The sequence below is a fragment of the Paraburkholderia sp. SECH2 genome (assembly GCF_030464795.1).
Taxonomy (GTDB): Bacteria; Pseudomonadota; Gammaproteobacteria; order Burkholderiales; family Burkholderiaceae; genus Paraburkholderia; species Paraburkholderia aspalathi.
This window is the reverse complement of record NZ_JALPRH010000037.1, coordinates 21654-43417: the sequence shown is the minus strand read 5'-3', so window position 1 is coordinate 43417 and position 21764 is coordinate 21654. Positions and strand designations below refer to the sequence as shown.

Here is a 21764-nt window from a genome sequence, read left to right as displayed (position 1 = left end):
AACGGGTCGAAAGTAGAGGTAATACCGTCGCCCATGCGCCAATACTACTTGCCTTTCTGATTCCCCTCACCGGACCCTCGCAGGTTTCTGCAACCCCGGCATTCTGGCGAAACCCAATCTGCCTGGGTGCAGATCCGATAATTGTTTCACCTATGAATTAACGCGATTCCCCATTCCCTGAAATCAAGCCTTTGCGACGCTGTGTGAAGATCCCGATCTGCGACATCGACACAACGATTGCGTGCGTCGGCACACCCAAACCTGTACCGACGCCGTGCGAAGCGAAGCGACGCGACAGGTCACTTGCACGCGACCCCGCCAGTCTGCAGCAGCGCTCGATGTGTCCGCACACGCGGATCTTCCCAGTTTGACCTGTTGCTTGTGTGCAGCGTCAGACCGGAATTTTTGTTTCGTCTCTTTCGTCTCTTTCGTCTCTTTCGTCTCTTTCGTCTCTTTCGTCTCTTTCGTCTCATTTCGCGACGCCACCCGATATCCCCAGCCTCCTTTGCGCATCTGACAGGCGCAAACGTCCCGTGCGAAAGGGCACGTACAGGTGCGACCTCAGCGATCAAATTCAGCCGCATACCCATTCACGCGAGTCATGCTACCGACCGCACCTACATCGACTTTCCTTACGGCCATTGACTGACAATCGTGACGAGTTCGCCTGCTCGTGAAAACGTGGCGATGTCCCATGTCTCGTGGGGAATTTCTGAAATTTTCACGTCTCTCGTCCATGCCGATATCACGTAGCAAGCATGGTTCGATTGCCGATACTGTCGACCCGATCTAAACGGGTGTTCTATGCCACCTGGCGACGGGCAGACGTCGGTGATGCGCCCGTATCGCAAGGCAGCGGGAATCGACCTGCGTAGGCGTCGCACCGGAAATGATGAACGACTGCACCGATACATGGTTGACCAGATAGCACGTGCCTACGCGACATTTTCGGCCCATGTCCTCCAGGGCGGACGGCGTAACGTACCTCGCACCGCTGACCGAGTGCATTGCCGCAGGATGTCGTGCGGTAACACCCAGCACGAGAGGTTGGTTAGAAAATCTTCTTCGCACCCAGTCGTACGCCGAGCCCTTCGACCGGATTGCCAGACAGAGGCACCGCATAGTTCACTTGCAGGTTCAGCTCAATGTCTTTCTTAACCCAGCCATTCACACCACTGGCCAGCACCAGGCTCGCCCCACTGCGGTCAGATTTCACGGAAGTGCTGGCACCACCGGCCGTGAATGTTGTCTGCGCGGACGCGAGGAATTCGTAAGCAAATTCAGGCCTGAACCACGCAGTGAGTGTTCGGGCCGGTGCAATATCCCACGTTCTCGAAACCTTCGCTCCGAGACTCGTCACCATACTGTCGGTCCCCCCAAAGGTAATATCTGAGGTTACATCCTGAGTGTCGCGGAGCGCCAGATGCTGGAAGCTGAAGCGTACGGCCGGCTGGATAGCCACGACGTCCGTCAACGCTTTGCGCACTCCGCCTTCCACAGCGACCGCCGCCCCCCAGCCATTTGTATGCAGCGAATGATTGTTGGATGAACTCGCGTCCTCGGACTGCCAGCTCACCTGCATCTGCCCTTTCATGTACAGCCCTCTGTCCTCTATGTGCTTGAAATAGCCGCCAATCGCGTAGCTTCGCAGCAACATATCTCCTGCATTCCCGCCGTCGTAGTGTTCTACATCTGCCTTGGCGATGCCGAAAGATGCATAGAGTCCTGCAGCATGACTCACTCCTGGGTCGACCTGGGTATACAGATCCTTGCCGACGACGACGGAGTAGATCTCACCATGAAGCTTTGCGGCGTTGTCATAGAGTCCCCCACTCGCGCCGCTCCTCGGAAATTCACTGATAACCTTTCCCCAAAGACCCCTGTCGTTCACCAGCGGTGTGTCCTGGACCACCGCACTCATGAGAGTGTTGTTGTAGGCAAGGCCCAGAGTCGGAATGACTGAATAGAGTGACGCTTCTGCGGAATAGTTGGGTACGCCGCCACCGCCCGAGGTTTGCTCGGAAGTGAGGAACCAGTCATTCTGGTCAACCGTGCCCTGTCGCATTGAGTACTCGTAGGCGCCTGCGACAACCCGATGCTGCAATGTGAATGCGTTCTTCGCGGTTGGCCCGTTGGGAGATTCGACGACCGGAATACCGTCACCTGTCGTCTGCGCACCCAGCCCGCCTGCATTACGGATCCTAAGGTTCGTGGTGCCGGTTACCGCACCGTTGACAATCACTTTGTCCGACACGCTACCGCTGTCGGCGAGCGCCACGTTGAGCGTAACGAGCCCCCCGTTACCGCTGAGGTTTTGAAGGGTTAGCGTCCTGGGGGTGGCAAAAGGAAGAGCCGGCGCGGCGAAATCGACCTGGCCAGCAAGCGTCAGGTTATCTACTACGGAATTGCCCGTCATCGTCCAGCGCGATGCAGTATCGATATTCACATTGAGTGGCTCAATCCTGCCGGTCAGGACCGCGCCGTTCACGAGGTCAAGGCGGGAGCCATTCGCACCCCGGACGTCACCAGTCAACTGGCCGCCGCCGGAACTGCCATCAAGTCTCAGCGTGCCCCCACTCACGGTAGAGCCCCCCGTGTAGTCCAGGCGTCCCGTCAGGGTCAGCACATTGCCTCCGTCCTTCTCGAGGGATCCTGCCCCATGAATACTGGCGCCGACCACATTGTCCACCGAGGGATTAAACGTCAATTGCCCGTTGTTGATCACGTTTCCGCCGAGTTGCCCGGTTCCGATGACCTGGGTTGTACCAACGAGCACGCCACCGCCCTGCACGGTTAGCGCGCCACCGTCGCCAACCGTTGTTCCCTCCGCGGTGCCGTCGGAAAGTACACTCAGTACGCCCCCGTTCTCGAGCAGGACGTTGTTGGCGGAATGCAGGGCGCCATCGATAACGAAGGTACCCCGCGTGTTGCTCCCGGTAACGTTGGCACTGGTACTGGCCACCAGCGCCCCGCCGTCGTTTTGCGTCGAGTCGGTTGCCGTACCACCGTCCATGACCTGCAGAGTTCCGGAGCCGTTGATCGTGGTACCGCTCGCCGTCGCGCCCGACGACACAACCTGCCGACCACCACTCTCAAGAACCGTACCGCTCGCCCGTGCGCCGGCCTCAAGGCTTTCCTGACCGCCGGTGCTCACCGTGGTGCTGCTTGCGTATCCGCCGCTCTGGACAGTCTGCGTACCACCGTTGCCGATGGTTGTGGAGATCGCCCTCCCGCCGTCGAGAACCGTCAGTGCGCCTCCATTTTCGAGGAAGACATTGGTTGCAGTGTGATTGCCCTCCTGATTGATCGAGAAGCCATCGACACCCAGGGCGTTCGTTCCATTGACAGTCGCGTTTGTATCCGCGACAAGCGCGGCCCCCGAATTCTGTACAACACCATAGGCCGTGCCTCCGCCTTCGACCTGCAGCAGCCCTCCAGCATTCACCGTCGTCGTCGCGGCGACACCACCAGACAGAACGGACTGCACGCCACTACTGTTGATGAGTGTGTCGTCCGCGCGTCCAGACAAGGCCTGGCCCCCCCCCCCTTCAATTGTGGTGCTGCTTGTTGCCCCGCCGAGCTCGACGACCAGCCTGCCGCCGTCCCCCACTACGGTACGTACGGCTGAGCCGCCGAACTCCACGTTCTGCACCCCAGCGCTGGTGAGAACCGTATCTGACGCCACGCCTCCGTCAAAGACGTTCTGCGTCCCGCCAGCGTTGACGGTGGTGCTAATGGCGGTCCCGCCCGAGGACACGTCCTGAATGCCCGCATTATCGATGGTCGTGCTGGAGGTAGTTCCCCCGTCGTAGATGGTCTGCGTCCCCGCTTCGACCGTTTCGCCCGTGACGGTCATGCCTGAAGTAACCGATGGCGTGAACACCAACGAATTGACCGCGTATGCGTAGGCAGGCTGCGAGACGGTCGTCGCAGCACCGATACCCATGAAGGTGAACGCTACCGCAACGCTCATCCTGCTTCTTGCCGAGGAGCTTCTCGCGCACGCGACCATTGCACGGGAAGCCATCTGGCTCGCTTGAGATTTACACGACAGAAATCGACCATTGGTTTTCATAGTTCACCGATGCCCTTCATTTACATTTCGCACTACGAAATTACATATTCAGCATGATGAGTATGGATGCGTCTATCTGCTGCTATTGCGAGTCGTCACCCGTGATCCACCGGCCATGCTTCGACGACGGCATACCTGCCGTGGCGAGCACTCGATCAATTTCTCGGACCCTGGCACCTCCGAGCACCCAGATCACGGCAAACCTGTTCGCATGAAAACGCCCATCGCGTAATCGGGCTGCAGACTTCCTTTTTCAAACGACGCTACACGGCACCTAGCCAGCCTGTTCCGCCGGTTCGCGTTGTCTCACCGATCCGTCGCTTACCTCATCCCTTCAGGATCTGTACCCCGCGTGACTGAAATACGAATGTAAGCAAGACGGGTGAATTATGGAATTTGAATATTGTTTCGTCTGATTGCACGTCCACCTGCGAGAGCGGACCGCGCGCGGGTTACGACGGTCATAAGCGCAAGCGAGGCAGCAAGGTCCATATGGCTGTCGACACGTTAGGTTTGTTGCTTGCGGTGCACATCACGCCGGCCAACGAGCAGGAGCGCGCACAGGTTGCCGAGCTTGCCCGTCAGGTTCAGCAAGCAACCGGTCAGACGGTAAAGCTTGCATTCGCTGACCAAGGCTATACCGGTGATACGGCTCGACAGGCTGCGCATGACGAAGGCATCGAACTGCAGATTATCAAACTGCCAGAGGCAAAGAAGGGCTTCGTGCTACTGCCGCGTCGATGGGTTGTCGAGCGTAGTTTCGGCTGGCTCAACCGGTTCCGGCGACTGGCGCGAGACTACGAGCGTCTGCCCGAAACGTTAGCAGGCCTGCACTTTGTTGTCTTCGCCATGCTCATGCTTGTACATGTCGCGCCGGCTGTCCAGGTGCCTAACACCCTCTAGACAGAGAGTAAAAATTTCCACTCGACGCGGCTGATGTTGCTTTGAAGCAATAACAGCGAGCCGGGCCAGTCAACCTTGCCTCACCATGCAGACTTGTCGCCCGCTGACGATGCGGCCGCATCTGCCGCAGCTGCATTAACTTCATCCAACGTATAGACGGCACGCGTCCATGGTCTCGCAGCACGGGCCAACGTTGGCGCTGGCAGCTCAGGCATCTCCTCACCAGCGCGCCAGATCCAAGACGGCATTTCGCTTTCCTCGATCAGACCTGACAGCGCGTCCTCGTCTTCCTGTTCAACACCGGGCGGCTGCACGTACAGGGCAACGGGCTTCGGCAACACGTCGGCCAGCACCACGCACGCGAGCGGCTTGTTCTCAGCCAGGTTGTATCGCAGCCCCTTTACGAAGCGGCGTTTGTGCGCCGTGAGCGCATCGAGCATCAGTTTGTCGTACGCGTGCTCGAACGGAATCCAGTTAGCTGACACGACCATGACAGCCAGCGTCTCGATCGACGCGATGCCGGTAGATACGAGGCCGAAGGTTGCGATGAACACCAGGTGCGAATCTTCAATGCTGTCCCACAGCGCCAGCTCGTTCACAAAACGCTTCTGGAGCCGCCGATGCAGATCCTCGCTCAGCATGAACGGAAAGTCTGGAAGGTGTTTCGCGACGATCTTGAAGCCGTAGCGCGACTCGGCGATCTCCTTCGCTTCGCCGATCGCAATCATCAGCTTGCGTGTCTTCTTGCTGGCTGCTAGCTCGGCCATGTGCGCGATGCGGCGCTGTGTGATACCCGCTGCGTGTTCAGCGGAAAACGACTCCGGCACGTACAGCCAACGGCCGAGCGGTTCGCCCCTGGATACCTTGCCGGCCGCCGCCTGTAGTACGTATTTCCGCACGATGTACCAGCTGCGTTTGCCCGTCATCGCCGGATACCAACGATTCAGGCCCGCCTCTTCCCAGAGATAGTGCAATGTGCCACGCAGCGTCAGCTTCGCGCCGTTCGTTCGCACCGCGTCCGCCGCTTCGCCCGAGGGCGCTGGCGCTGCTCTTGTACCTGCCTTCGACAGGCTGAAATCGAGCTTAAGCGTGGTAATACCGTCTTCAATGTTCTCCCGAATAGCCTCACCTTTCACCTCACCCAGGCCGGAGAGTTCTGCCGGCGGCTCGTACGACGCACAGTCCGGCGCATGTATGCCGCCCGTGTTTGGCATACGCTTGATCACATAGTGTTCCCCGACTTTCGCGACATACATCGAGACGCCAACCGGCGTACACATGCACAGCGGTCGAAATTTCTCGCCGTGCGCATCGGCAAGATACGCCTGCAGATCAGCGGCATTTGCCGCAACAATCACGTCATCGAATCGAAACTCGCTCATGGCGTTACCTCTACCGATGTAGCTACGGCTGCGTTGAAGGAAGGACCGTGCCGATGATAATTGCGGCTGCCCCAGGTTCGCCCTGCGGAGCAGGCGCTCGATTAACAGGTGCAGGCACAGCGATTGACGGAAACACCTCACAAGGCGTTGCCTCGATGTAGGCAGGCACGCGCACCGGATAGTCACGCGCGCCGAATCTGATCTTCGCGAGCGGCCAGTCCTTGCCGTATTTCAGATAACCGTTCAGGTCGGGCAGGTTCGAGAGTTGCGACGACGTGACGACCAGCTCCGGATCGCGCTTGCGCTCGCGTGTGTTGATACGCCACTGACCCTGCACGCCGATCGGATGGCGCTCTACTTCGTGCCAGCCGATCATCTCCGCAACGCTTTTGGTTGTCAGTGCGTTGGCCCCTCCCAACGCAAGCAGACTGCGAAAACACGAAAGCGTCGCTTTCGCCGGTAGATCTCCCAGTTGCTGATGCAACTGAACCAGATCCTGCAGGTCCCCCACCACACACAGGCCATGCTTGCGGCCCTTCGATACTGCAGCCTCGAAACTGTAGAGGCGGCCAAGGGATGCCAGTTCGTTCTTGAATACCCACAGCCGCCGGTCGAATGTGGGCGCCTCGCTCAGAATCATCGCGTAGATCAGGTCGAGCCAGACGGGGATCGTCGGGCCCAGAGCCGTGCGCTGATCCTCACGCCACGTAATCCAGATGTTCCCTGCGTTTTCGTCGCCCATCCAGCGCCGGATCGAGAAATCGCCATCAGGAATGCGACGTAGCGGCCGGATGTACTTGTTCAGCGTAAAGATGATGCTGGCCGTCGCCCTATCCGCATCCTTTGCGAAGAAACCCACTGAATCCGTATCCTCAAGGTACTTTTGCAAGACCGGGCGCTGCTCGCGCACCAGCAAATCAGTTAGCGTCACCATGTCGCGCATGTCGTCGACGGCGAGCTTGTTCATCGTGTCCGCGAGCAGCGCGCGTGCATAGCCCGCCCACTCTTCGGCCTGATCGCCGTTCTGCGGTGGAATCGCCGAATGTGCGAGCCGTTCGAAGTCGAAACCGTGATCGACTTCGTTGAACAGCGACCAGCCGACGCACCGGGCGTCGTACGGGTTGATCACGATGTCGCCTGGCAAATAGAAGCGCGACATGAGCGAGCCGTTCGGATCAACCACCACCATGCGATCATCGCGGCGCAGTGCCGATGCGATCAATCCATTAATCGCCTGACTCTTGCCAGAGCCTGGCGCACCCACGACTATCAGGTTCTGCGTTTCGAGATCCGTCGGCATCTCGACGCCACAAACGGCGACTGGCACGCGCGGCGCATCGCCATGTTTCACGGCCTGTTTGCGGTACTGATTGTTATGTCGCGCGATGCGGCTGCTCAGCTGGTGCCGGTTTTCCATCTTCGTGCCACGAATGAATTTGGCGTACCGGTAGCCTTCGAAGCCATTGAACAGGTATTCGTGGTATGCCCATGCGGCACCCGCTGCAAGCACCGCACCCGGCACCACGCCCCAGAAAAGCAGGGGATCATGCACGGCGGCCGTGAAGCCGTGAATGATCCCAGCAGGAAACGGCAGCGGCGGATAACCTGCCAAAGTGAAGGACACGCAAAGGCCAAGAACGAGCGCGAGCACCGCTCCCGTCCACTGCATCATCACAATTTCGTGCTTTTGCATGATCAGCCGATCCCGTGCCCTTCACGTTGCTTTCCCGGCCTGACGGCCTCCTTGGCCCGCTCCGAGACTGCCTGCTTGCCATCGCGCGTAAAGCCGGCCGACTCGCGCAGGTTCCCGAAGAACTCGGCGCGACGCTCAAGCTTTTCATGTGCATTCAGCTCGGAAAATTTCTTACGCGGCCCCGTCTCTACACGCACGACGCTGGCGCCTTCCGCCTGCTGCGTCTTGCCCGCGTCAGCCGAATTGCCGGCACCTGGAGCCCCCCTGTCGGCGGCATCCTTCGTTTTGTTTCGACCAAGTTTCTTGAAACCCGCAACCCCGTCGACGGACTTCTTTGCCTCGGGTGTCTGGCCACTGTTCTCAACTGACGCAGCTGACGGCGTTCGCTTGCCGGTTCCCATTTCGATGACATTGGACTTTTCCGCCGCCGGTTTCACCGCTGCCTTCTCTGCTACCTTCTCGACCGGCGCCGTGCTTTTCCCACTGCCGCGCGAGAAGAACGCATTGCGCGCGGCTTCAATCGCGGCCTTGTCAGACGCCGCCGCATCCGGCGCCCTGCCGGCGTTTGCCTCTTTCGTTTCACGCAGCATTTCGAGTGTGGCTTTGGCCTGTTCAGCACTAACTCCAGTGGTCTTCGCGACCGTGTCGACTGTCGCTGCAAATTTGGCCGGATCCTTCAATGTCTCCAGAGACGTATCAATACTGACGCTCTCTTTCGCGGCTGCTCCCGCCCCTACCTCTACCGCGCGTTCTGCGCCCTTCTGCACGAGCTCCGCGACGGGCTGCGCCGCGGTCTTCTCCGGCGCCTCGATCGAGCGGCGCACCTGCGCCCGTAATGCCTGCTCCTGTGCATCGAGCTTGATCTCCGCAAGGTCCAGTTCCCGGCTACGGGCTTCCAGCGATTTCGCCCAGCCGTCGAGGGTCTTGGGATAGGTCCGCGTGGCGCCCTTGTCGTCGACGCGCGACTGCGCCTTTGCGAACATGTCGGCGATTTCCTGCAGACTCCATTCGCGCGGCACATTCAGATCCTTGTTCGCATGCAGGATCTCGGCAGTCTTCTTCGCATCGATCAACGCCAGCTTGTTCAGACCCGACAGCAGCGACGCCCGATCGGTAATCTGCTCGGCCCGCTGTGCCTGCTCGACCTCTTTTTCTGCTAACGCCTGCTCAAGCGCACCGCGCATCGCGGCCGTGTCGATCAGCTCACCTTCTTTCAGGCCGAAGCGTGTCTTGAGCGCTTTGGCATCGGTCGCAAGCAGTTTGTCTTCACGGCGCTGCTCGTCCTCGCGCTCGACCGCCTGCGCGACTGCGTTTGGCTCCCTTTTAAGCCAGTCCTGCCGGTATGCGAGATTCTTCTGGCGTGCCTCGAGACTCGCACGGCGCTGGGCAAGCGCCTGCTCCTGTTCCGCGAGCTGTTGCTGACGCTCCTTGTCGCTAAACCGCAATACGGTGTCTTCAAACATAAAAACCTCCGTCAGTTCGACGCCTGCCCGGACCAGGGGCGCCCTTGGTTAAACCGGCTTTGCCAGTGCTGCTGATACGCTTGTGCGACCACCGGCACATGCCACATCACCACAGCGTTTTCGCTGTTGTACCTGGCGGCCGACGTCGTGTAATTGAAGCTGCCCGTCTCGACTGATTCACCGTCGATCACCATGAATTTGTCGTGATGGATCGGATACACGTCGATCGTCCGGACGCCGACGCCCGCACCCGACAGCAGATCAAGTGCGATGCGGCCTTTGCAGCTGCGATCCTCAACCAGATTGCTCTTCCGATCGGCAACGACCGCTACGTCAACGCCGCGCCGATGCGCGTCGATCAGCGCCTGCACGATCGCCGGCGAAGTGAAGCTGTACGCCGACAGGTGGACAGAGTGCCGGGCCGTGCAAATGGCTTTAAGTACGAGACGTTCGGCAGAACCTTCCGGCGAAAAACCCGTGTCAATCGCGGGACCGTCAGGGGCTACGCATGCGGCCTGGGCACCGCTCGAGTACGTCAGAAGGGGAAAGCCAACGACCGTCAGCGCCGCCGTGACGACCGCAGACATGAGAGGACGATGGAGTTTGATCATCCTTGCCCTCACCGGCCCTGACCCAATAACTCGACGTGCTTCGCGACGGCGACGTCAACACTGGGAAAATTGCCCTGCGTCTCGGCACCGTGCCAGAGAATGTGTCTAGGCTTACCCTGAATAATGCAGCTGGCAATTCGCCATCCAGTCGGATGAACCAGTTCATACGGACCAACCCGTGTCCAGCCATGCGCTGCCGCGTAAGTCATCCCCGCCACCCTGTTAGTAATGAATTCGTGTCTGGAACTGGCCGGCCTCGTACACGTCGACCGCATTCGACGATTGCGGCTGCTGCCAGACGATGTGGTCATACACCGTGACGGTGACTGGATCGCCGTCGTAGCCACCACCGTCACGCCCATTTCGCCAGCTCACCGCTGACGCATCGACCGAGGGATCGCCATACACCTGATACGCACCGACCTGGCTGCCCACACAGGCCTGCGGCCCGTAATACGCGTAACCGCTATTGAGATCCGCCACGGAAGGCTTCGGCGTTCCGACAAGTGCGAAACCACCCATGCCGCTGTACGGACGAGCTCCGACCTTACGTTGCCCTTCGGCCACCCAGGCGCCAGCCGCCGCGGCCGTTGTGCCAGCAGGGCATGGATCGTACGGCGTGTTGTTCTGACGGACGGTCATGTCCGAGTCTTTACACTGCGGCCAGCCACGCCCGTGGCGGAGATCGTCCATCAGATGATCCATTGCCGGCCCGCAGGTAGACGGCGCCCACGGTCCGCCATTCGATGAGGGGTTGCCCAGACAGATCACCATGCGGCATCCGTAGTCGTCATCGGCACGGGCCATGCCGGCGTGACCGCCAGCAGCGAGCACCGACATGACCAGCATCAGCCTGACTCCGTTTCTCATCGTCATACCCCACCCCCTTTCCAAGTAAGCGCGCTGCGCCCGCCCTTCATGTATCGCCAGGCACTCCACGTATTGCGCACGGCCAGACCCAACAGACAGAACGGCGACGCAGCCACCGCACCCAACCACATCAAGGTAAGCACGGGCGGCAGCAGGACCCAGCCACCGCTCTCCCGCACCAGCCGGGCTACCAGATAAAAAGACATAGGCACCATGAGCGACGCGAATTGCACTCCGGCCCCAGGCTGGTGATGCCACCATTGCGATGCCGCCACGCCCGCCGTGACGGCATAGACGTCCAGCACCAGAGCCGCAGCAAGCATGCGAAATTGGTCACTGGTCATCGACGGCTCCAGACGCCTTTACTGCCTTGCGCGAATCGCTGCTCTGGCCATTGACCTGACCGTCTTCGTCGTCGTCCCCATAGGTCGTGAACCAGTCGTCTTTGGTCGCAGACTTTGCAGCGCGCTCCGGCCGTGCCGCCGCGCGTCGTGCGGGTCCACCTGCAGGGCGAACGTCCGGAACAACCTCGATCGGCTGCGCCCCCTGCACACCGGACGCCGGGACGGCAGCCGCCACCTTTTGTGCATAGGCGGCGCCCCGCGTCAGATCGCCGCTGTAATAACAGGAGAGCGCCGCACGTACCGCGTCATCAGCCTGCGCAAATTGCGGCTTCGCCCGGGCGTAGCACGCCTTAAGAATCGCAGCACCGGTCTTGAGGTTCGTGCAGGGTTCGAAGATGCTCTCTGCGGTCTGTCCGTAGCGCGCCAGATTGTGTACGTTGACCTGCACCAAACCCATGCTGTAATTCCAGCCGCCGGCGTCGAGCGCCTTGACGGTGGCCAGCGCTTCCGGAAGGTTCTTTGGCTGTCGCGCAAGATGGCCGACGACGACGCCGATCGCGAACGGATTTCCGCTGCTCTCGACTGTCGCCACGCGCCCCAACAGCGCGTGATGAACATCAGGGGCGCACTCCTGAGCCAGCGAGACAAAGGTGGATGCAACCGGTGGGGGCGCGACCTGCATATCCGCTTGTGACGCTTGAGCGGAAAGCAGCATCAGACTCAGCACCAGAGGCGCGAAGGGCAATTTAATGCGGGACATAGAGCACCTTGCTGATTCCCCGCACCCCATCGTCATAACGATGCATCTGCACCACGACGTCGATGAGACTGCGGGCATAGTCGATAATCTCGGCACGCTGCAAGGTCGAACCGAAGCGCATGACCATCTGCGCGAGCCGTTCGAACATGTGCTCGGGGCTAGTCGCGTGCAGCGTCGTCATCCACCCACCGTGTCCGGAATTGAGCATTTCGAGCGCGACGTATGCTTCAGCGCCGCGCAGTTCGCCCGGAATCACACGATCAGGCGACAGCCGCAATGACGTTTCCATCAGTTCAACCGGCGTTACCTGTGCCGTGCCCTGATTGCCACGCGAATACACCAGGTGCACAACGTTTTGTTGCGGCGGCCGTAGCTCGAGCGCATCCTGAATGGTGACGATCCGTTCGTGCGGCGAGATCTCCTTGAGGAGCATGTTGATGAGCTCCGTCTTGCCTGCGAAAGTCGGAGCACTCACCACAATGTTCTTTTTGGTCTGGACCGCAAGCCGCAGGAAGGCCGGCCAGTCCCCGTCGCGGTACAGCATTGCCAGCTTCCTCGCCGTGTCCTCCGCTTCGGGCAACGGCTCATTGACCCGATCAAAGGCCCCCGTGTCGATGTAGTGCTGCATCGTCAGGTCGAGCGTCGACGGTTTGCGGATCGCGATCGCGATCGTGCCGGGCGGCACTGCGGGCGGCTGGACCACCTGAATCCGGAAGTCGCGATTGCCTGCTCCCGTCAGTTCCGACGGGATCGAGGCCGCAAGCAGCGGGCGCTTAGCATCAGTTTCCTGATCAGAGTGATGCGCCACCAGTTCAGCAAAGTCCCGCAACGTACTTCCAGAAAGTGCGGGCGTGTCCACGCGCTCCATGAAGCGCTTACCTCGCCTGGACACCCAGACGATGCCTGGACCATTCACCGCGATCTCCGAAACGTCGGCGTCATCGAAAAGCGGCCTGATGGACTCGGTGCGGTTGAAGAATGCCGGCACGATCGACATGTCAGCGCCCCCGGATGCGTTCGGCGCGAGCCACCGCGCCGGCCTGCTGCACGGACGGACGATCGAGGCACACCTGCGCATCGAAACACTGGCGGGCAACGGCCTTAAGCTTTGCCTGCGCGAGCATCAGATACCGTCCGTCATCCCGGGCGAAATCCCTGAATATCTGTGCCTGCAACGCGTCGGCAACCGCGTCGTCCAGCTGGCGGCGTAGTTCGCCTGCGGCGACTTCGCATTGAACGTGCGAGTTATCCGTTGTCATCATTCCTCCCCGTCGCCCGATTTGCAGTAGTCGGAGAAGTCCAGCTCGTGTTCGACCTGAACGCGCACGCGCGTGCCCTGGTCGTTTTTGAGTGTCGGCGGGATGTTGACGTAGCCGCCCAGCAGCTGCTGCGAAGACTGCGCCATCGACTGCTGCACGCCCGCGCGGTACATCGCCATCGAGTTGTTCTGGTCTGACGACGACACGCCGTAGGTCGATGAACCCGCGCCGAGCAGCGACAGCGCCGCGCTCATGCCGAGGATCTGGCCAACGTGGTTATCAACTTCGGCGTCGATGCCCGCCGATCCGAGCTGATCGGCAACCGGTGAGTCGACATGGATCTTGACGCCATCCGGACGCAAGGCGACGGCGCTTGCAATGAAGGTTCGTTCCTGCCCCTTGCGCACAGACGAATTCGGTTTGCCTGTAATACGCGTGCCCCACGGCAGCAGCGGAATCCGGCCCTGCTCCCCATAAGCGTCCCGATCCAGCATGATCGTGATGGAACCAGGCAGGTCCGAGATAATGCGCGGCACCAGGTGGCCCTCGAGGATTGCCCCCGGCTCCATCTTGCATTGCAGGTTGTCGATCTTTTGCGCCTTGGACGTGGAGTCGTCGGCGCTCGCAACGCTACGCGCAAAGGCCGAATTCGGATCATTCTGACCGTCGCCGCCAGAACGGCGGCCCAAGCCTGCCTCACCCTGCTGAGCATCAGCGGAAGCGGCACCTGCATCGTCTGAGCCATCCGCTCCCGTGTCAGAACCAAAGATGCCTGATTTCATCCGCGCCTCGTGCATTGCCTCGGCTTTTCTGCGTGCCTGCTCAGCTGCTGCGGCCGCCTGACGTTGACGCTCCGCAGCCCGTCGCGCTTCGTCCGGATCGACGCCCGAGCTTGCAGCTGGTGCCGACGCAGCTGCCGCCATCGACGCCGGAAGTTTCTGCCGGCCAGCATCCAGCGGCGCCGCCTTCGCCGTGTCTTCGTCGATCTTCGGCTTGTCGGAACTGCCCGATGGCGCCGGCGCATCATGCTTCATCGCGTAGAATCCACCGGCACACAGCAGGAACAGAATCGCGCCGGCGACCGTGAAAAAGGTTTGACGCCGGCCGCGCCCCGGATCGGCTGCGAGCGACGTCTGCCGCAGCGCATCAGCCGCGCGCCGACGCTCGTTCAGGCTGTCGCCTACGTTGCCCGGCTCGCCCCCTGGCTGCCCGCCGTCATGAGGCAGATCATTCGGGTTATCAGGCGTATTCAATTTCCGCCTCCCCAGGGTGAGCGCTGCGCCTGTGTCGCCGTACCCTGTTGCGACCGGCTCACACACAAGGTGCGATCGCCATCGCGCAGCGTAAAGCGGTCAGCCATCTGCTCGATCACCAGGTATGGCCCTTCCCTGCGCATGGGCGCAAGCGCCTCGGTGCCGTCCCGGTCAACGACATAAATGCTCGGCTTGGGCTTGCCGATCGTGGTCAGAAAGTAAGTGAACTGCCCGTCGTCAAAAACGCGCTGCAGACCGAACGAATTTTCGTCACCCGACACCTGATAATTCTTGTTGACCATGCGCGGCTGCGAATAGGATGTGTCGGAGATACCGCCCGAATCGTCTCTCCATCCATCGTTTCCATCTGCCGGATAGATAAAGCGCACCGCATAGGTCGCTCGTTCCGGATTCTTCGAACTGGATAGCCGGAAGTAATAGACGTGATTGCTGGTCGTGACCGTCAGATTGGTTCTTGCATCCGGCTCGACCGGCTTAAGCACGAGATGATTGCGAAACTTCAGGACCTGCCAGCCGATTGAATCGCCGATCGCCTTGTTGAGGATCTTTTCCCCAGGCGCGAATTCGATCGTCGTCGCGTAACCATAGACGCCCGTGATTTCGTAGACCTGATTCGGATCGAACTGAAGCTGGCATACCCGGTTGTCCGTAATCACGCAGCGCGGATTTTTGGCCGCTTGCGCATTCACACCCATAACGGCGCACGCAATACCCACTGACCATGCCAGCATGCCGTGGCGAATCGTTTTCATGTCGTTCCCTCTCCTGGTTAGTACGCCGAGGGCGTCACGAAATGCACGATATGCGCGGCCTGCAATGCATCGTCAATCGACGCTATCTGCAGGTGGTAGGTGCCGCGCGTCGTCGTGACATTCAGCCCCATCTTTTCGCCCGGCCTGTCGGCCGTCACCTGCAGCGTGTCGCCCGTTCGCTGAACATGAAAGACCGGTGCCGTGCTCTGCGCGATGGCCTTGATATGTTCGTCGCGCGGAAAGTCAATCGCCAGCAAGGTCCTGTCAGCAACTGTCAGGTCGTAGATCTGGTCCGGCATGTACGGCAGGCGCTGCACATTGCCTTCCGTTCCCCGCAGGACCGGATCAGCAGCCGTTACTGCGTGAGCCACGGCCGACAACGCCACTGCTATCGCTACTGCCGTCAAGGCACTCCTGACTGTTCGCATCTCAACCTCCAGATGGGGCCGGCGCACCCGGCTCTGTGTTTGGCTCGAAGCCGGTCACCATGAAACCCGTACCGTTGATGTAGCGGTTCTGCGGCGTTAGCGCCTGCTTCACGAAGTCGTAGCGGAACAGCACATGCCAGTACACCGTCTTGTTGTCGCCGTTGCCGTCGTTGTAGGTCGTGAAGGTTGCTTCGGCCTTGTGGTCGTCACGGTCGAGAATGCGGATGCGCTGATCCTTCACGCGACGAACCGTCGTCTCTGCGATCGCGTAGTACGGGTTGTCCTTGTTCTTCGCGTCCATCTCGTGATTGAAGCGGTCTGCCACGTCCGATGCTGAATGCAGCCTGACGTAATCAATATGGTCCTGGCGAAACGCGCGATCCAGCGTGTAGCGTTCAGTCACGTAACGGGCAAGTTCGCTCTCGATCACGGCATCCTTCGAGCTGAGCACCGCAGGTGTGCCGATCTCGCTTTTTGCGACGTGGTTGTTTCTGTCAAGAGTCAGCACCACAGGTGGCACATACTCCTGATTGGCCTTGTCGTAGGCCATTGAAGCCAGTGCGAGGCCCGCGATCGGCCACGCTACCAACGCGAGCAGATATGCGCGATTCCGGGATAAGCGAATCGCCTCATAGGATTCGGCTGGCGGTGCGTCAGGCGCTGCCGCCTGACGAACCTTGGAAGATTTCTGGAAAATCGCGCTCACCATTGACCTCCATCAGATGTGCCGCTCGACGGCGCTGTGCCGCCAGGGCCGCCCGGTTGACCGGCACCCGATGGGCTCGACATGCTTGAAGGGCTCGTAGCGCCGCCCGAGGAAAGCGCCCGCTCGATCCGGGCAAGCTGATTACCGTGAGCAGTTTGGGTGTTGCTGATACTGTTCAGCGCAGTCGCCGCGCCCGGATTTGCGCCGGCGCCGCCTCGCCCACCGCCGGAAAACTTCGACATGATCTGGGACATCATGAAGCCGCCGATCATGTCCGCCATGCCGCTGCCGGCGGCACCACTCGATGTCAGCGCGGACGCCAGCGGGCGAATGGTAAAGGCCATGAAAAGTGTGATGGCGCCTGCAAGGATGATTGCAGAAAAGGCATCGTTCGCCGTCATTGCGTTGGGGTCCATCTTCGATACAAACTGGTCAGTGATATCGAAGCTGAATTTCACAATGACGCCCAGCAGGATGCCGACCAGTGCAAACTTCGCCATCGCCGCAAACCAGCTCATGCCGAATCCACGCGTGCTGTTCCACATCAACGTCGGCACGAACAGCGGAAAGAGCAGCATCGTGACTGCAAAGCCCATGTCAGAACCGACCTTCAGAACAAGCGCGACCAGGACCATCGCTGTATTGACCATCTGCAACACAAGCCCAAGAAGCACGATGCCGATCTTGAGCATCGACTGCTTCATCATCTGGCCAGATGCATCGGAAAACTTGTTGTAGGCGTTCTCCAGGTATTGCGTCATGGACTGCCCGCCCATCAACGCATTTACGGTGTCGTCGCGCAGTTCCTGGAATGAATGAAAAATCTGTCCGGCAAGCCCGCCCCAGTTCAATGCCGCGAACACGAACATGATCGTCAAAAGCATTCTCACGAGAGGCCACACGTCCGCAGGATCTCGCCCGGAATGAACCCGGATTACCTTCACTGCCACCCAGATCATCGCGAGGTAGAGCGCCGGTTGCGTGACTGCGTGCCCCAGCACCGGGTAATTGGTCGACAGAAACGATTCCGTTCGCGACGGGATGCTGTCGAACAATGTCTGGATGAATTGATCTACCGGATCAGCCATGTCACTTCCCTGGGCCAAAAAATATCTGCTTGGATGCCTCCGCGGCAGCGTTGCAGTCGCGTGCTTCCGGGGTGTCAGCAAAGGGGCTAATGCCGCGGTTTGTGCAATCGTCTTCGCGCGCTTTCATCTCAGCGCGATGCGCAAGGTAATATGCTTCCGTCTTCGGCTCGAACGTCGGCACAGTCTGCGCAGGGGGTTCGACAGTGCCGCCTCCCGTGCTGCTCGTATGCACGACGTAAACGATCAATCCGCCGCTTCCAACAACTGCGATTGCGAGAAGGAACCAACTGAGTTTGCCTGTCCACGTCATATGCCTTTCTCCAGTTTCTTCACCCGTGAGCCAGCAGGCCCACGGCGCGCTGTCACGCCTGCTGCCCGATAGGATGAAAATCGCACGCGCACGGCGATTTCGATATCGCGCCGGAATGTGCACAGCCAGCCAGACACGTAGCGCCGGCGAGCAGGAGATAAAAAACGACGCTTCGCATGTCGATCCTCACTTCAATACGTTGCTGAAAAACTTCTCACGCTCTGCGGTGGCCTGGTTACTCTCGTTGAGCTGGTTCGCCGTCAGATTCGCGTTGATGGCCTGCAATTTCGTTTGCGCGGACTGGGCCATCCCCAGCTCAGCCGACATGCGGTTCTGCAGATCCGCGGCGTCCTTTACGTTCTGGGTCGTGTCGACCTGCTGCGAAAGGCTTTGGAAGTTCTGCAGGTGGGTTTGGGCCTCGTCGTACAGCGACTCTCCGCCGGCCAGTGCCGAGCGAACCGAGTCGGTACTCATCTTGTAGTTCGCGCCCGCGCCCTTGTCCGCGAAGTCATCGGGTGACATCGTGTTCATCACCTTTTCGTACGTCGCCTGTCGGCTGCCGTAGATACCGCTCTTCTGCTGCGATACAACGTCCTGCCAGCTGCCCGGCACAATGGACGACGCGTCAATTGCATCGGTCAGCCCCTGCCCACCCCGCCCGTACGACCCGGTTACCGCGCCGTATTGCTGCTTGAGCGTGTCGTATTCCTGCTTGAACTGAGCGAGTTGCGCGGCCAGCGCTGTCCAGGTCCCGGCATCGCCAACCGGAACGCCCGTTGCGAACGCTGACGTCGATATGGCCATCACTGCGATGGCCGCTACGAATGGTCCTTTCATTTCTGCACCTCCACTTCCGGTTGTAAGGTCGATTCCGCCAATCGCGCTGCGCTCCCTGGCTTGCCCATCCAGTACAGCCTGATGCCGCGCGACCACGACCACGCATACACAAAACAAAGCGCGAGCACGCCGTACTGCTGCGATTCCCACGCCATCCAGAACCAGAAAGGTTGCCCTGCAAGCCCACAGATACAAGCCCACTTACGCCAGTGTTCGCGTCGGTCCTGCGACAGGAAAATGCTCGCCGCACCGAGTACACCGATTGCAATCTGTCCGATCACAGGTTCACCTCACCACTCAACTCAAAGGTTGTGCGTCCGTTCAGATAGCGCACGTCTCATGAACACTGGAACCCATCGACTCGGGTCCGTTGTGCCCAACTCGGCGCGGACACGGTTCATCAGCTCAACCGACTTGTCATTCGACGACAGCACGGCCACGAGCTCAGGCATGTCCGACATATCAAACGAGGCGCGCACACTGACTCCGCTGCCCTTCTTGATAAGTACCTTGTAGTCAGTAGGCGCAGCGCGCTCGATGAATTCGAACTCGCTCTGCGAAAAGTCCAGGTTATCGACGTAGTCCCGTCGATCAGCCTTGTCATTCGCGAAATAGAAGCTCGTCACCGCCTGATTTTTGACGGCCGCCACCGGCCGATAGAGAGCGCTCGGCTCGGGCGTAATGAAGAGCGTTACGCAGTTGCGCCGACGGAATGTCTCGCGGTACAACTCGACCTTCTGTTGCCAGAATGAATTGCGAATGTACGTCTGGGCTTCGTCCCACACGATGATCGCGGGCGAGCCATCAAGCGATTGCTCGATGCGGTGCGTCAGGTAGTTGAGCAGGATGGGAAGCTCTGGCCTTCCCTCCTTGTCTTTCATCAGCTCCCGCATCTCGTAGCGATAGTGACGATGCGTTGTCACATCGAGCGTGTCGTGTTCGTTGTCGAAAACTGCAGCATTCGCGCCATCGCCATGCCACACGGCAATCGCCCGATACAGATCCGAATTCTTCGCGCCGAAACGCCAGGCCAGATTCCGCAGGCGCCGGTCCTCGAACTTCGTCTTGCTGTCATCGAAGTTGTCATTAACCGATGTGGCAATGCGTTCGATATCGTCGACAGTGAGCGTGTAGCCATAGCACGTCGCCATCATCTGCAGCAGCTCGCGCAGCATCGCGCGGTTCTGTTCCGTGTCGGGCATCTTGCAGGGGTTGCCAAGCGAGCGTGACAGGCTGAGTACGATATCGGCGCCGTTCATTGCCTGTATGAACACGGTCGCGCCGTTCTCACGGTCAAACCAGTGCACCCGGGGCTCCACCTTATCGGCCTGACTGGTGACCAACGCAACAAACAACGTCTTGCCCACGCCCGTTTTCGCCGCGAAATTGCCATGCCCAGGCACCATCCCGGCGCGTTCCTCATGAAAGTTCAGGTAGTAGCCGGTCTGACCTTCAGTTGGCAGAACCATGAGGCATTCACCCCACAGGTTTCCGTCAAAACGCCCTTGCGGAAAGCTGTGCAGCGATGCAAAGGAAGCGAACTGGAGCGCCTCGACCTTGCCGACCCGGCCGTTGTGCCGCTTTCTGGCACCCGGTATCTGCGACCATACGGCACGCTCCATGCCGGTCGTCTCGACAACCGGTTTCACGCCCCAGCTCTTGAAGCACTCGCCCGTTTTACCCACGGCATCATCCAGCGCTTCAAGCGCCTTGAGCGCCGCCTCTTGCGAGCGCCCTTCGACCGGCACATGAACGAGGACGCTCATGTGATGCGTGCCGAGCACTGCCTTGTTAGCCGCCTGTCGCATACGCAGTGCCGTAATTTCCGCCGACATACCGGCAGTCGTCCGGTCATGCGACAGTCGGGCCTCACTTGTCGACGTCGCCATGCTGGCGTCAAGTTTGTCGATCGGGAAAAACTTCTGTGTGACGATCAGTTCGGCGGGCAGACGCTGGAACCGGTCAGCCATGCCGGCGACTGCGCCATCGGGCCAGCGTGACATGGCGAGCACCTGCCCGATGCGGCGGTGGTTGAGCCCGTTGATCTCAAAAACGTCTTTCCCTAGGATCGGATTGCGGCCGAAATGCAGATACGAGCTCGCGATCGCCTGGGCCAGGTTGAATGAATCAGCCAGCACGGGACCATCTTCCTGCGTGAGCAGATAACGCAGGAAACGCGCCATCTCACAACAGGGTCCGATTTCCGTTTCGACGCGGCCCAGCCGGCGAGGCGCGTAATGCGCCAGCGATTTCATCAGCGAATTGACATTCTCTTCAAGGTCACGCGCCTGTCTCGACTCCGTTTCAAGTTTGTCGTTGGTGCCGGAGGGATTGAACGCATTGAATACGCGATCGAGCCGCCCCACTACCCCGCTGTAGTGCCGGTAGCGCACGACGGCAATATAGATTTCGTGCTGATACAACGACCGCGTCTGAAATCGCGCTTTCAGTTTTTCATTAAGTAGATTCGGAAACCAGTTCGAATACTTGCCGGCGGGCCACCGGTTGACCTTGCGCCGGATCTCGTACACGTAGATGCCCACGTTGCTGTCAGCGATGGACTCCAGCGCGGTGTTCCGCTGATGCTTGTACGCATCGACGCCGGTGTCATCGAGCATTTCCGCGTAGAGGCCCTGGAGACGCACAATCTGCACCAGTCCACTGTCGAGCGTGCGCAACGTATGGCCGTTGTAGTACGCGTTCAGGCCAAACGGAAGTTCGCGCGAGGCGTGCAGATCGGCTGCATCATCCTTGTCTGACTCGCTCCGCTGAACGAATGGCGACGCGCCGAAATGACGGTCGAGAAAGGTGGAGAGAGACATAGTGACGTGCTCCTCCTATCGCTTCGGGCCGCGAGAGCCGCCCGCCCGCATGAGCAGCCCCGTCACGAAGAACGTCTTGCCAGTGCCACCCTCTGCCCAAAGGTTCGTGTGTCCCACACGGCGCGACGACATCGACAGAGCCGGAAAATTGTCCGTCGGCTGCGAGACAGACGACACACGCCGGCGA

At 60.0% G+C, this 21764-nt stretch carries 18 protein-coding genes and 1 pseudogene; 2 read left to right on the top strand and 17 right to left on the bottom strand.

What is annotated here, in order from left to right; translation table 11 throughout:
* Positions 1 to 1051: 1051 nt before the first annotated feature.
* Complete coding sequence (locus M0D66_RS35195) at positions 1052 to 3973, bottom strand: AIDA repeat-containing protein (RefSeq protein WP_266212696.1); 2922 nt, start codon at positions 3971 to 3973, stop codon at positions 1052 to 1054.
* A 525-nt stretch (positions 3974 to 4498) separates the two neighbouring features.
* On the opposite strand from M0D66_RS35195, the pseudogene M0D66_RS35190 reads away from it, so the two are divergent.
* A pseudogene (locus M0D66_RS35190) lies at positions 4499 to 4978 on the top strand (IS5 family transposase); the annotation flags it as partial.
* A gap of 80 nt (positions 4979 to 5058) precedes the next feature.
* On the opposite strand, the gene M0D66_RS35185 reads toward M0D66_RS35190, so the two are convergent.
* The 8 genes from M0D66_RS35185 to virB11 form a co-directional block, all read right to left on the bottom strand.
* The gene (locus M0D66_RS35185) at positions 5059 to 6360 is read right to left on the bottom strand and encodes a DUF1173 domain-containing protein (RefSeq protein ID WP_266212695.1); all 1302 of its coding nucleotides are present in this window, start codon (positions 6358 to 6360) and stop codon (positions 5059 to 5061) included.
* A gap of 22 nt (positions 6361 to 6382) precedes the next feature.
* Complete coding sequence (locus M0D66_RS35180) at positions 6383 to 8053, bottom strand: type IV secretion system DNA-binding domain-containing protein (RefSeq protein WP_266212694.1); 1671 nt, start codon at positions 8051 to 8053, stop codon at positions 6383 to 6385.
* Between the two features lie 2 nt (positions 8054 to 8055).
* On the bottom strand, positions 8056 to 9516 hold the full coding sequence (locus M0D66_RS35175; protein WP_266212693.1) for a hypothetical protein: 1461 nt from the start codon (positions 9514 to 9516) through the stop codon (positions 8056 to 8058).
* An 11-nt stretch (positions 9517 to 9527) separates the two neighbouring features.
* A complete protein-coding gene (locus M0D66_RS35170; protein ID WP_266212692.1) occupies positions 9528 to 10127 on the bottom strand; it encodes a phospholipase D family protein in 600 nt (199 codons plus the stop codon).
* A gap of 222 nt (positions 10128 to 10349) precedes the next feature.
* Positions 10350 to 11003, bottom strand: coding sequence for a hypothetical protein (locus M0D66_RS35165; protein ID WP_266212691.1), 654 nt, complete (start codon positions 11001 to 11003; stop codon positions 10350 to 10352).
* Positions 11000 to 11341, bottom strand: coding sequence for a hypothetical protein (locus M0D66_RS35160; protein ID WP_007182899.1), 342 nt, complete (start codon positions 11339 to 11341; stop codon positions 11000 to 11002). Before M0D66_RS35160 ends, M0D66_RS35165 begins: the two co-directional genes overlap by 4 nt.
* Positions 11331 to 12101, bottom strand: a complete 771-nt coding sequence (locus tag M0D66_RS35155) for a lytic transglycosylase domain-containing protein (protein WP_266212689.1) — start codon at positions 12099 to 12101, stop codon at positions 11331 to 11333. Before M0D66_RS35155 ends, M0D66_RS35160 begins: the two co-directional genes overlap by 11 nt.
* Positions 12088 to 13059 carry a P-type DNA transfer ATPase VirB11 gene (gene virB11, locus M0D66_RS35150; RefSeq protein WP_266212703.1) on the bottom strand — a complete coding sequence of 324 codons (972 nt, stop codon included), beginning with the start codon at positions 13057 to 13059 and terminating at the stop codon, positions 12088 to 12090. Before virB11 ends, M0D66_RS35155 begins: the two co-directional genes overlap by 14 nt.
* Between virB11 and M0D66_RS35145 the strand changes: the two genes are divergently transcribed.
* Positions 12968 to 13312 (top strand): hypothetical protein, encoded by a 345-nt coding sequence (locus M0D66_RS35145; RefSeq protein WP_266212705.1) that lies wholly within the window; start codon positions 12968 to 12970, stop codon positions 13310 to 13312. The genes virB11 and M0D66_RS35145 overlap by 92 nt on opposite strands.
* Positions 13313 to 13359: 47 nt before the next feature.
* Here the strand turns inward: M0D66_RS35145 and M0D66_RS35140 are convergent, their stop codons facing one another.
* The 8 genes from M0D66_RS35140 to M0D66_RS35105 all read right to left on the bottom strand — a co-directional run bounded on the left by M0D66_RS35140 (position 13360) and on the right by M0D66_RS35105 (position 21577).
* Positions 13360 to 14613: a TrbI/VirB10 family protein gene (locus tag M0D66_RS35140; RefSeq protein WP_266212688.1), complete on the bottom strand. Its 1254-nt coding sequence runs from the start codon at positions 14611 to 14613 to the stop codon at positions 13360 to 13362.
* Positions 14610 to 15386 carry a TrbG/VirB9 family P-type conjugative transfer protein gene (locus M0D66_RS35135; RefSeq protein WP_266212687.1) on the bottom strand — a complete coding sequence of 259 codons (777 nt, stop codon included), beginning with the start codon at positions 15384 to 15386 and terminating at the stop codon, positions 14610 to 14612. The genes M0D66_RS35140 and M0D66_RS35135 overlap by 4 nt, the downstream gene beginning before the upstream one ends.
* A 17-nt stretch (positions 15387 to 15403) precedes the next feature.
* Entirely contained in the window at positions 15404 to 15814 is a 411-nt protein-coding gene (locus M0D66_RS35130) for a TrbG/VirB9 family P-type conjugative transfer protein (RefSeq protein ID WP_266212686.1), read from the bottom strand.
* Between the two features lies 1 nt (position 15815).
* Entirely contained in the window at positions 15816 to 16523 is a 708-nt protein-coding gene (locus tag M0D66_RS35125; protein WP_091810190.1) for a type IV secretion system protein, read from the bottom strand.
* Positions 16517 to 17479 (bottom strand): type IV secretion system protein, encoded by a 963-nt coding sequence (locus tag M0D66_RS35120; protein WP_266212702.1) that lies wholly within the window; start codon positions 17477 to 17479, stop codon positions 16517 to 16519. The genes M0D66_RS35125 and M0D66_RS35120 overlap by 7 nt, the downstream gene beginning before the upstream one ends.
* Positions 17480 to 18104: 625 nt before the next feature.
* Positions 18105 to 18755, bottom strand: a complete 651-nt coding sequence (locus M0D66_RS35115) for a type IV secretion system protein (RefSeq protein WP_266212685.1) — start codon at positions 18753 to 18755, stop codon at positions 18105 to 18107.
* Positions 18752 to 19036 carry a hypothetical protein gene (locus M0D66_RS35110; protein ID WP_200653566.1) on the bottom strand — a complete coding sequence of 95 codons (285 nt, stop codon included), beginning with the start codon at positions 19034 to 19036 and terminating at the stop codon, positions 18752 to 18754. The genes M0D66_RS35115 and M0D66_RS35110 overlap by 4 nt, the downstream gene beginning before the upstream one ends.
* A gap of 21 nt (positions 19037 to 19057) precedes the next feature.
* Complete coding sequence (locus M0D66_RS35105; RefSeq protein WP_266212683.1) at positions 19058 to 21577, bottom strand: hypothetical protein; 2520 nt, start codon at positions 21575 to 21577, stop codon at positions 19058 to 19060.
* Between the last annotated feature and the right edge of the window lie 187 nt (positions 21578 to 21764).

Bases quoted from the DNA above. Each gene is read 5' to 3' on its own strand.
- M0D66_RS35195 (WP_266212696.1), bottom strand. From the start codon at position 3,973: ATGAGCGTTGCGGTAGCGTTCACCTTCATGGGTATCGGTGCTGCGACG.
- M0D66_RS35185 (WP_266212695.1), bottom strand. From the start codon at position 6,360: ATGAGCGAGTTTCGATTCGATGACGTGATTGTTGCGGCAAATGCCGCT.
- M0D66_RS35180 (WP_266212694.1), bottom strand. From the start codon at position 8,053: ATGCAAAAGCACGAAATTGTGATGATGCAGTGGACGGGAGCGGTGCTC.
- M0D66_RS35175 (WP_266212693.1), bottom strand. From the start codon at position 9,516: ATGTTTGAAGACACCGTATTGCGGTTTAGCGACAAGGAGCGTCAGCAA.
- M0D66_RS35170 (WP_266212692.1), bottom strand. From the start codon at position 10,127: ATGATCAAACTCCATCGTCCTCTCATGTCTGCGGTCGTCACGGCGGCG.
- M0D66_RS35165 (WP_266212691.1), bottom strand. From the start codon at position 11,003: ATGACGATGAGAAACGGAGTCAGGCTGATGCTGGTCATGTCGGTGCTC.
- M0D66_RS35160 (WP_007182899.1), bottom strand. From the start codon at position 11,341: ATGACCAGTGACCAATTTCGCATGCTTGCTGCGGCTCTGGTGCTGGAC.
- M0D66_RS35155 (WP_266212689.1), bottom strand. From the start codon at position 12,101: ATGTCCCGCATTAAATTGCCCTTCGCGCCTCTGGTGCTGAGTCTGATG.
- M0D66_RS35145 (WP_266212705.1), top strand. From the start codon at position 12,968: ATGAAGCGCTTACCTCGCCTGGACACCCAGACGATGCCTGGACCATTC.
- M0D66_RS35135 (WP_266212687.1), bottom strand. From the start codon at position 15,386: ATGAAAACGATTCGCCACGGCATGCTGGCATGGTCAGTGGGTATTGCG.
- M0D66_RS35130 (WP_266212686.1), bottom strand. From the start codon at position 15,814: ATGCGAACAGTCAGGAGTGCCTTGACGGCAGTAGCGATAGCAGTGGCG.
- M0D66_RS35125 (WP_091810190.1), bottom strand. From the start codon at position 16,523: ATGGTGAGCGCGATTTTCCAGAAATCTTCCAAGGTTCGTCAGGCGGCA.
- M0D66_RS35120 (WP_266212702.1), bottom strand. From the start codon at position 17,479: ATGATCTGGGTGGCAGTGAAGGTAATCCGGGTTCATTCCGGGCGAGAT.
- M0D66_RS35115 (WP_266212685.1), bottom strand. From the start codon at position 18,755: ATGAAAGGACCATTCGTAGCGGCCATCGCAGTGATGGCCATATCGACG.
- M0D66_RS35105 (WP_266212683.1), bottom strand. From the start codon at position 21,577: ATGTCTCTCTCCACCTTTCTCGACCGTCATTTCGGCGCGTCGCCATTC.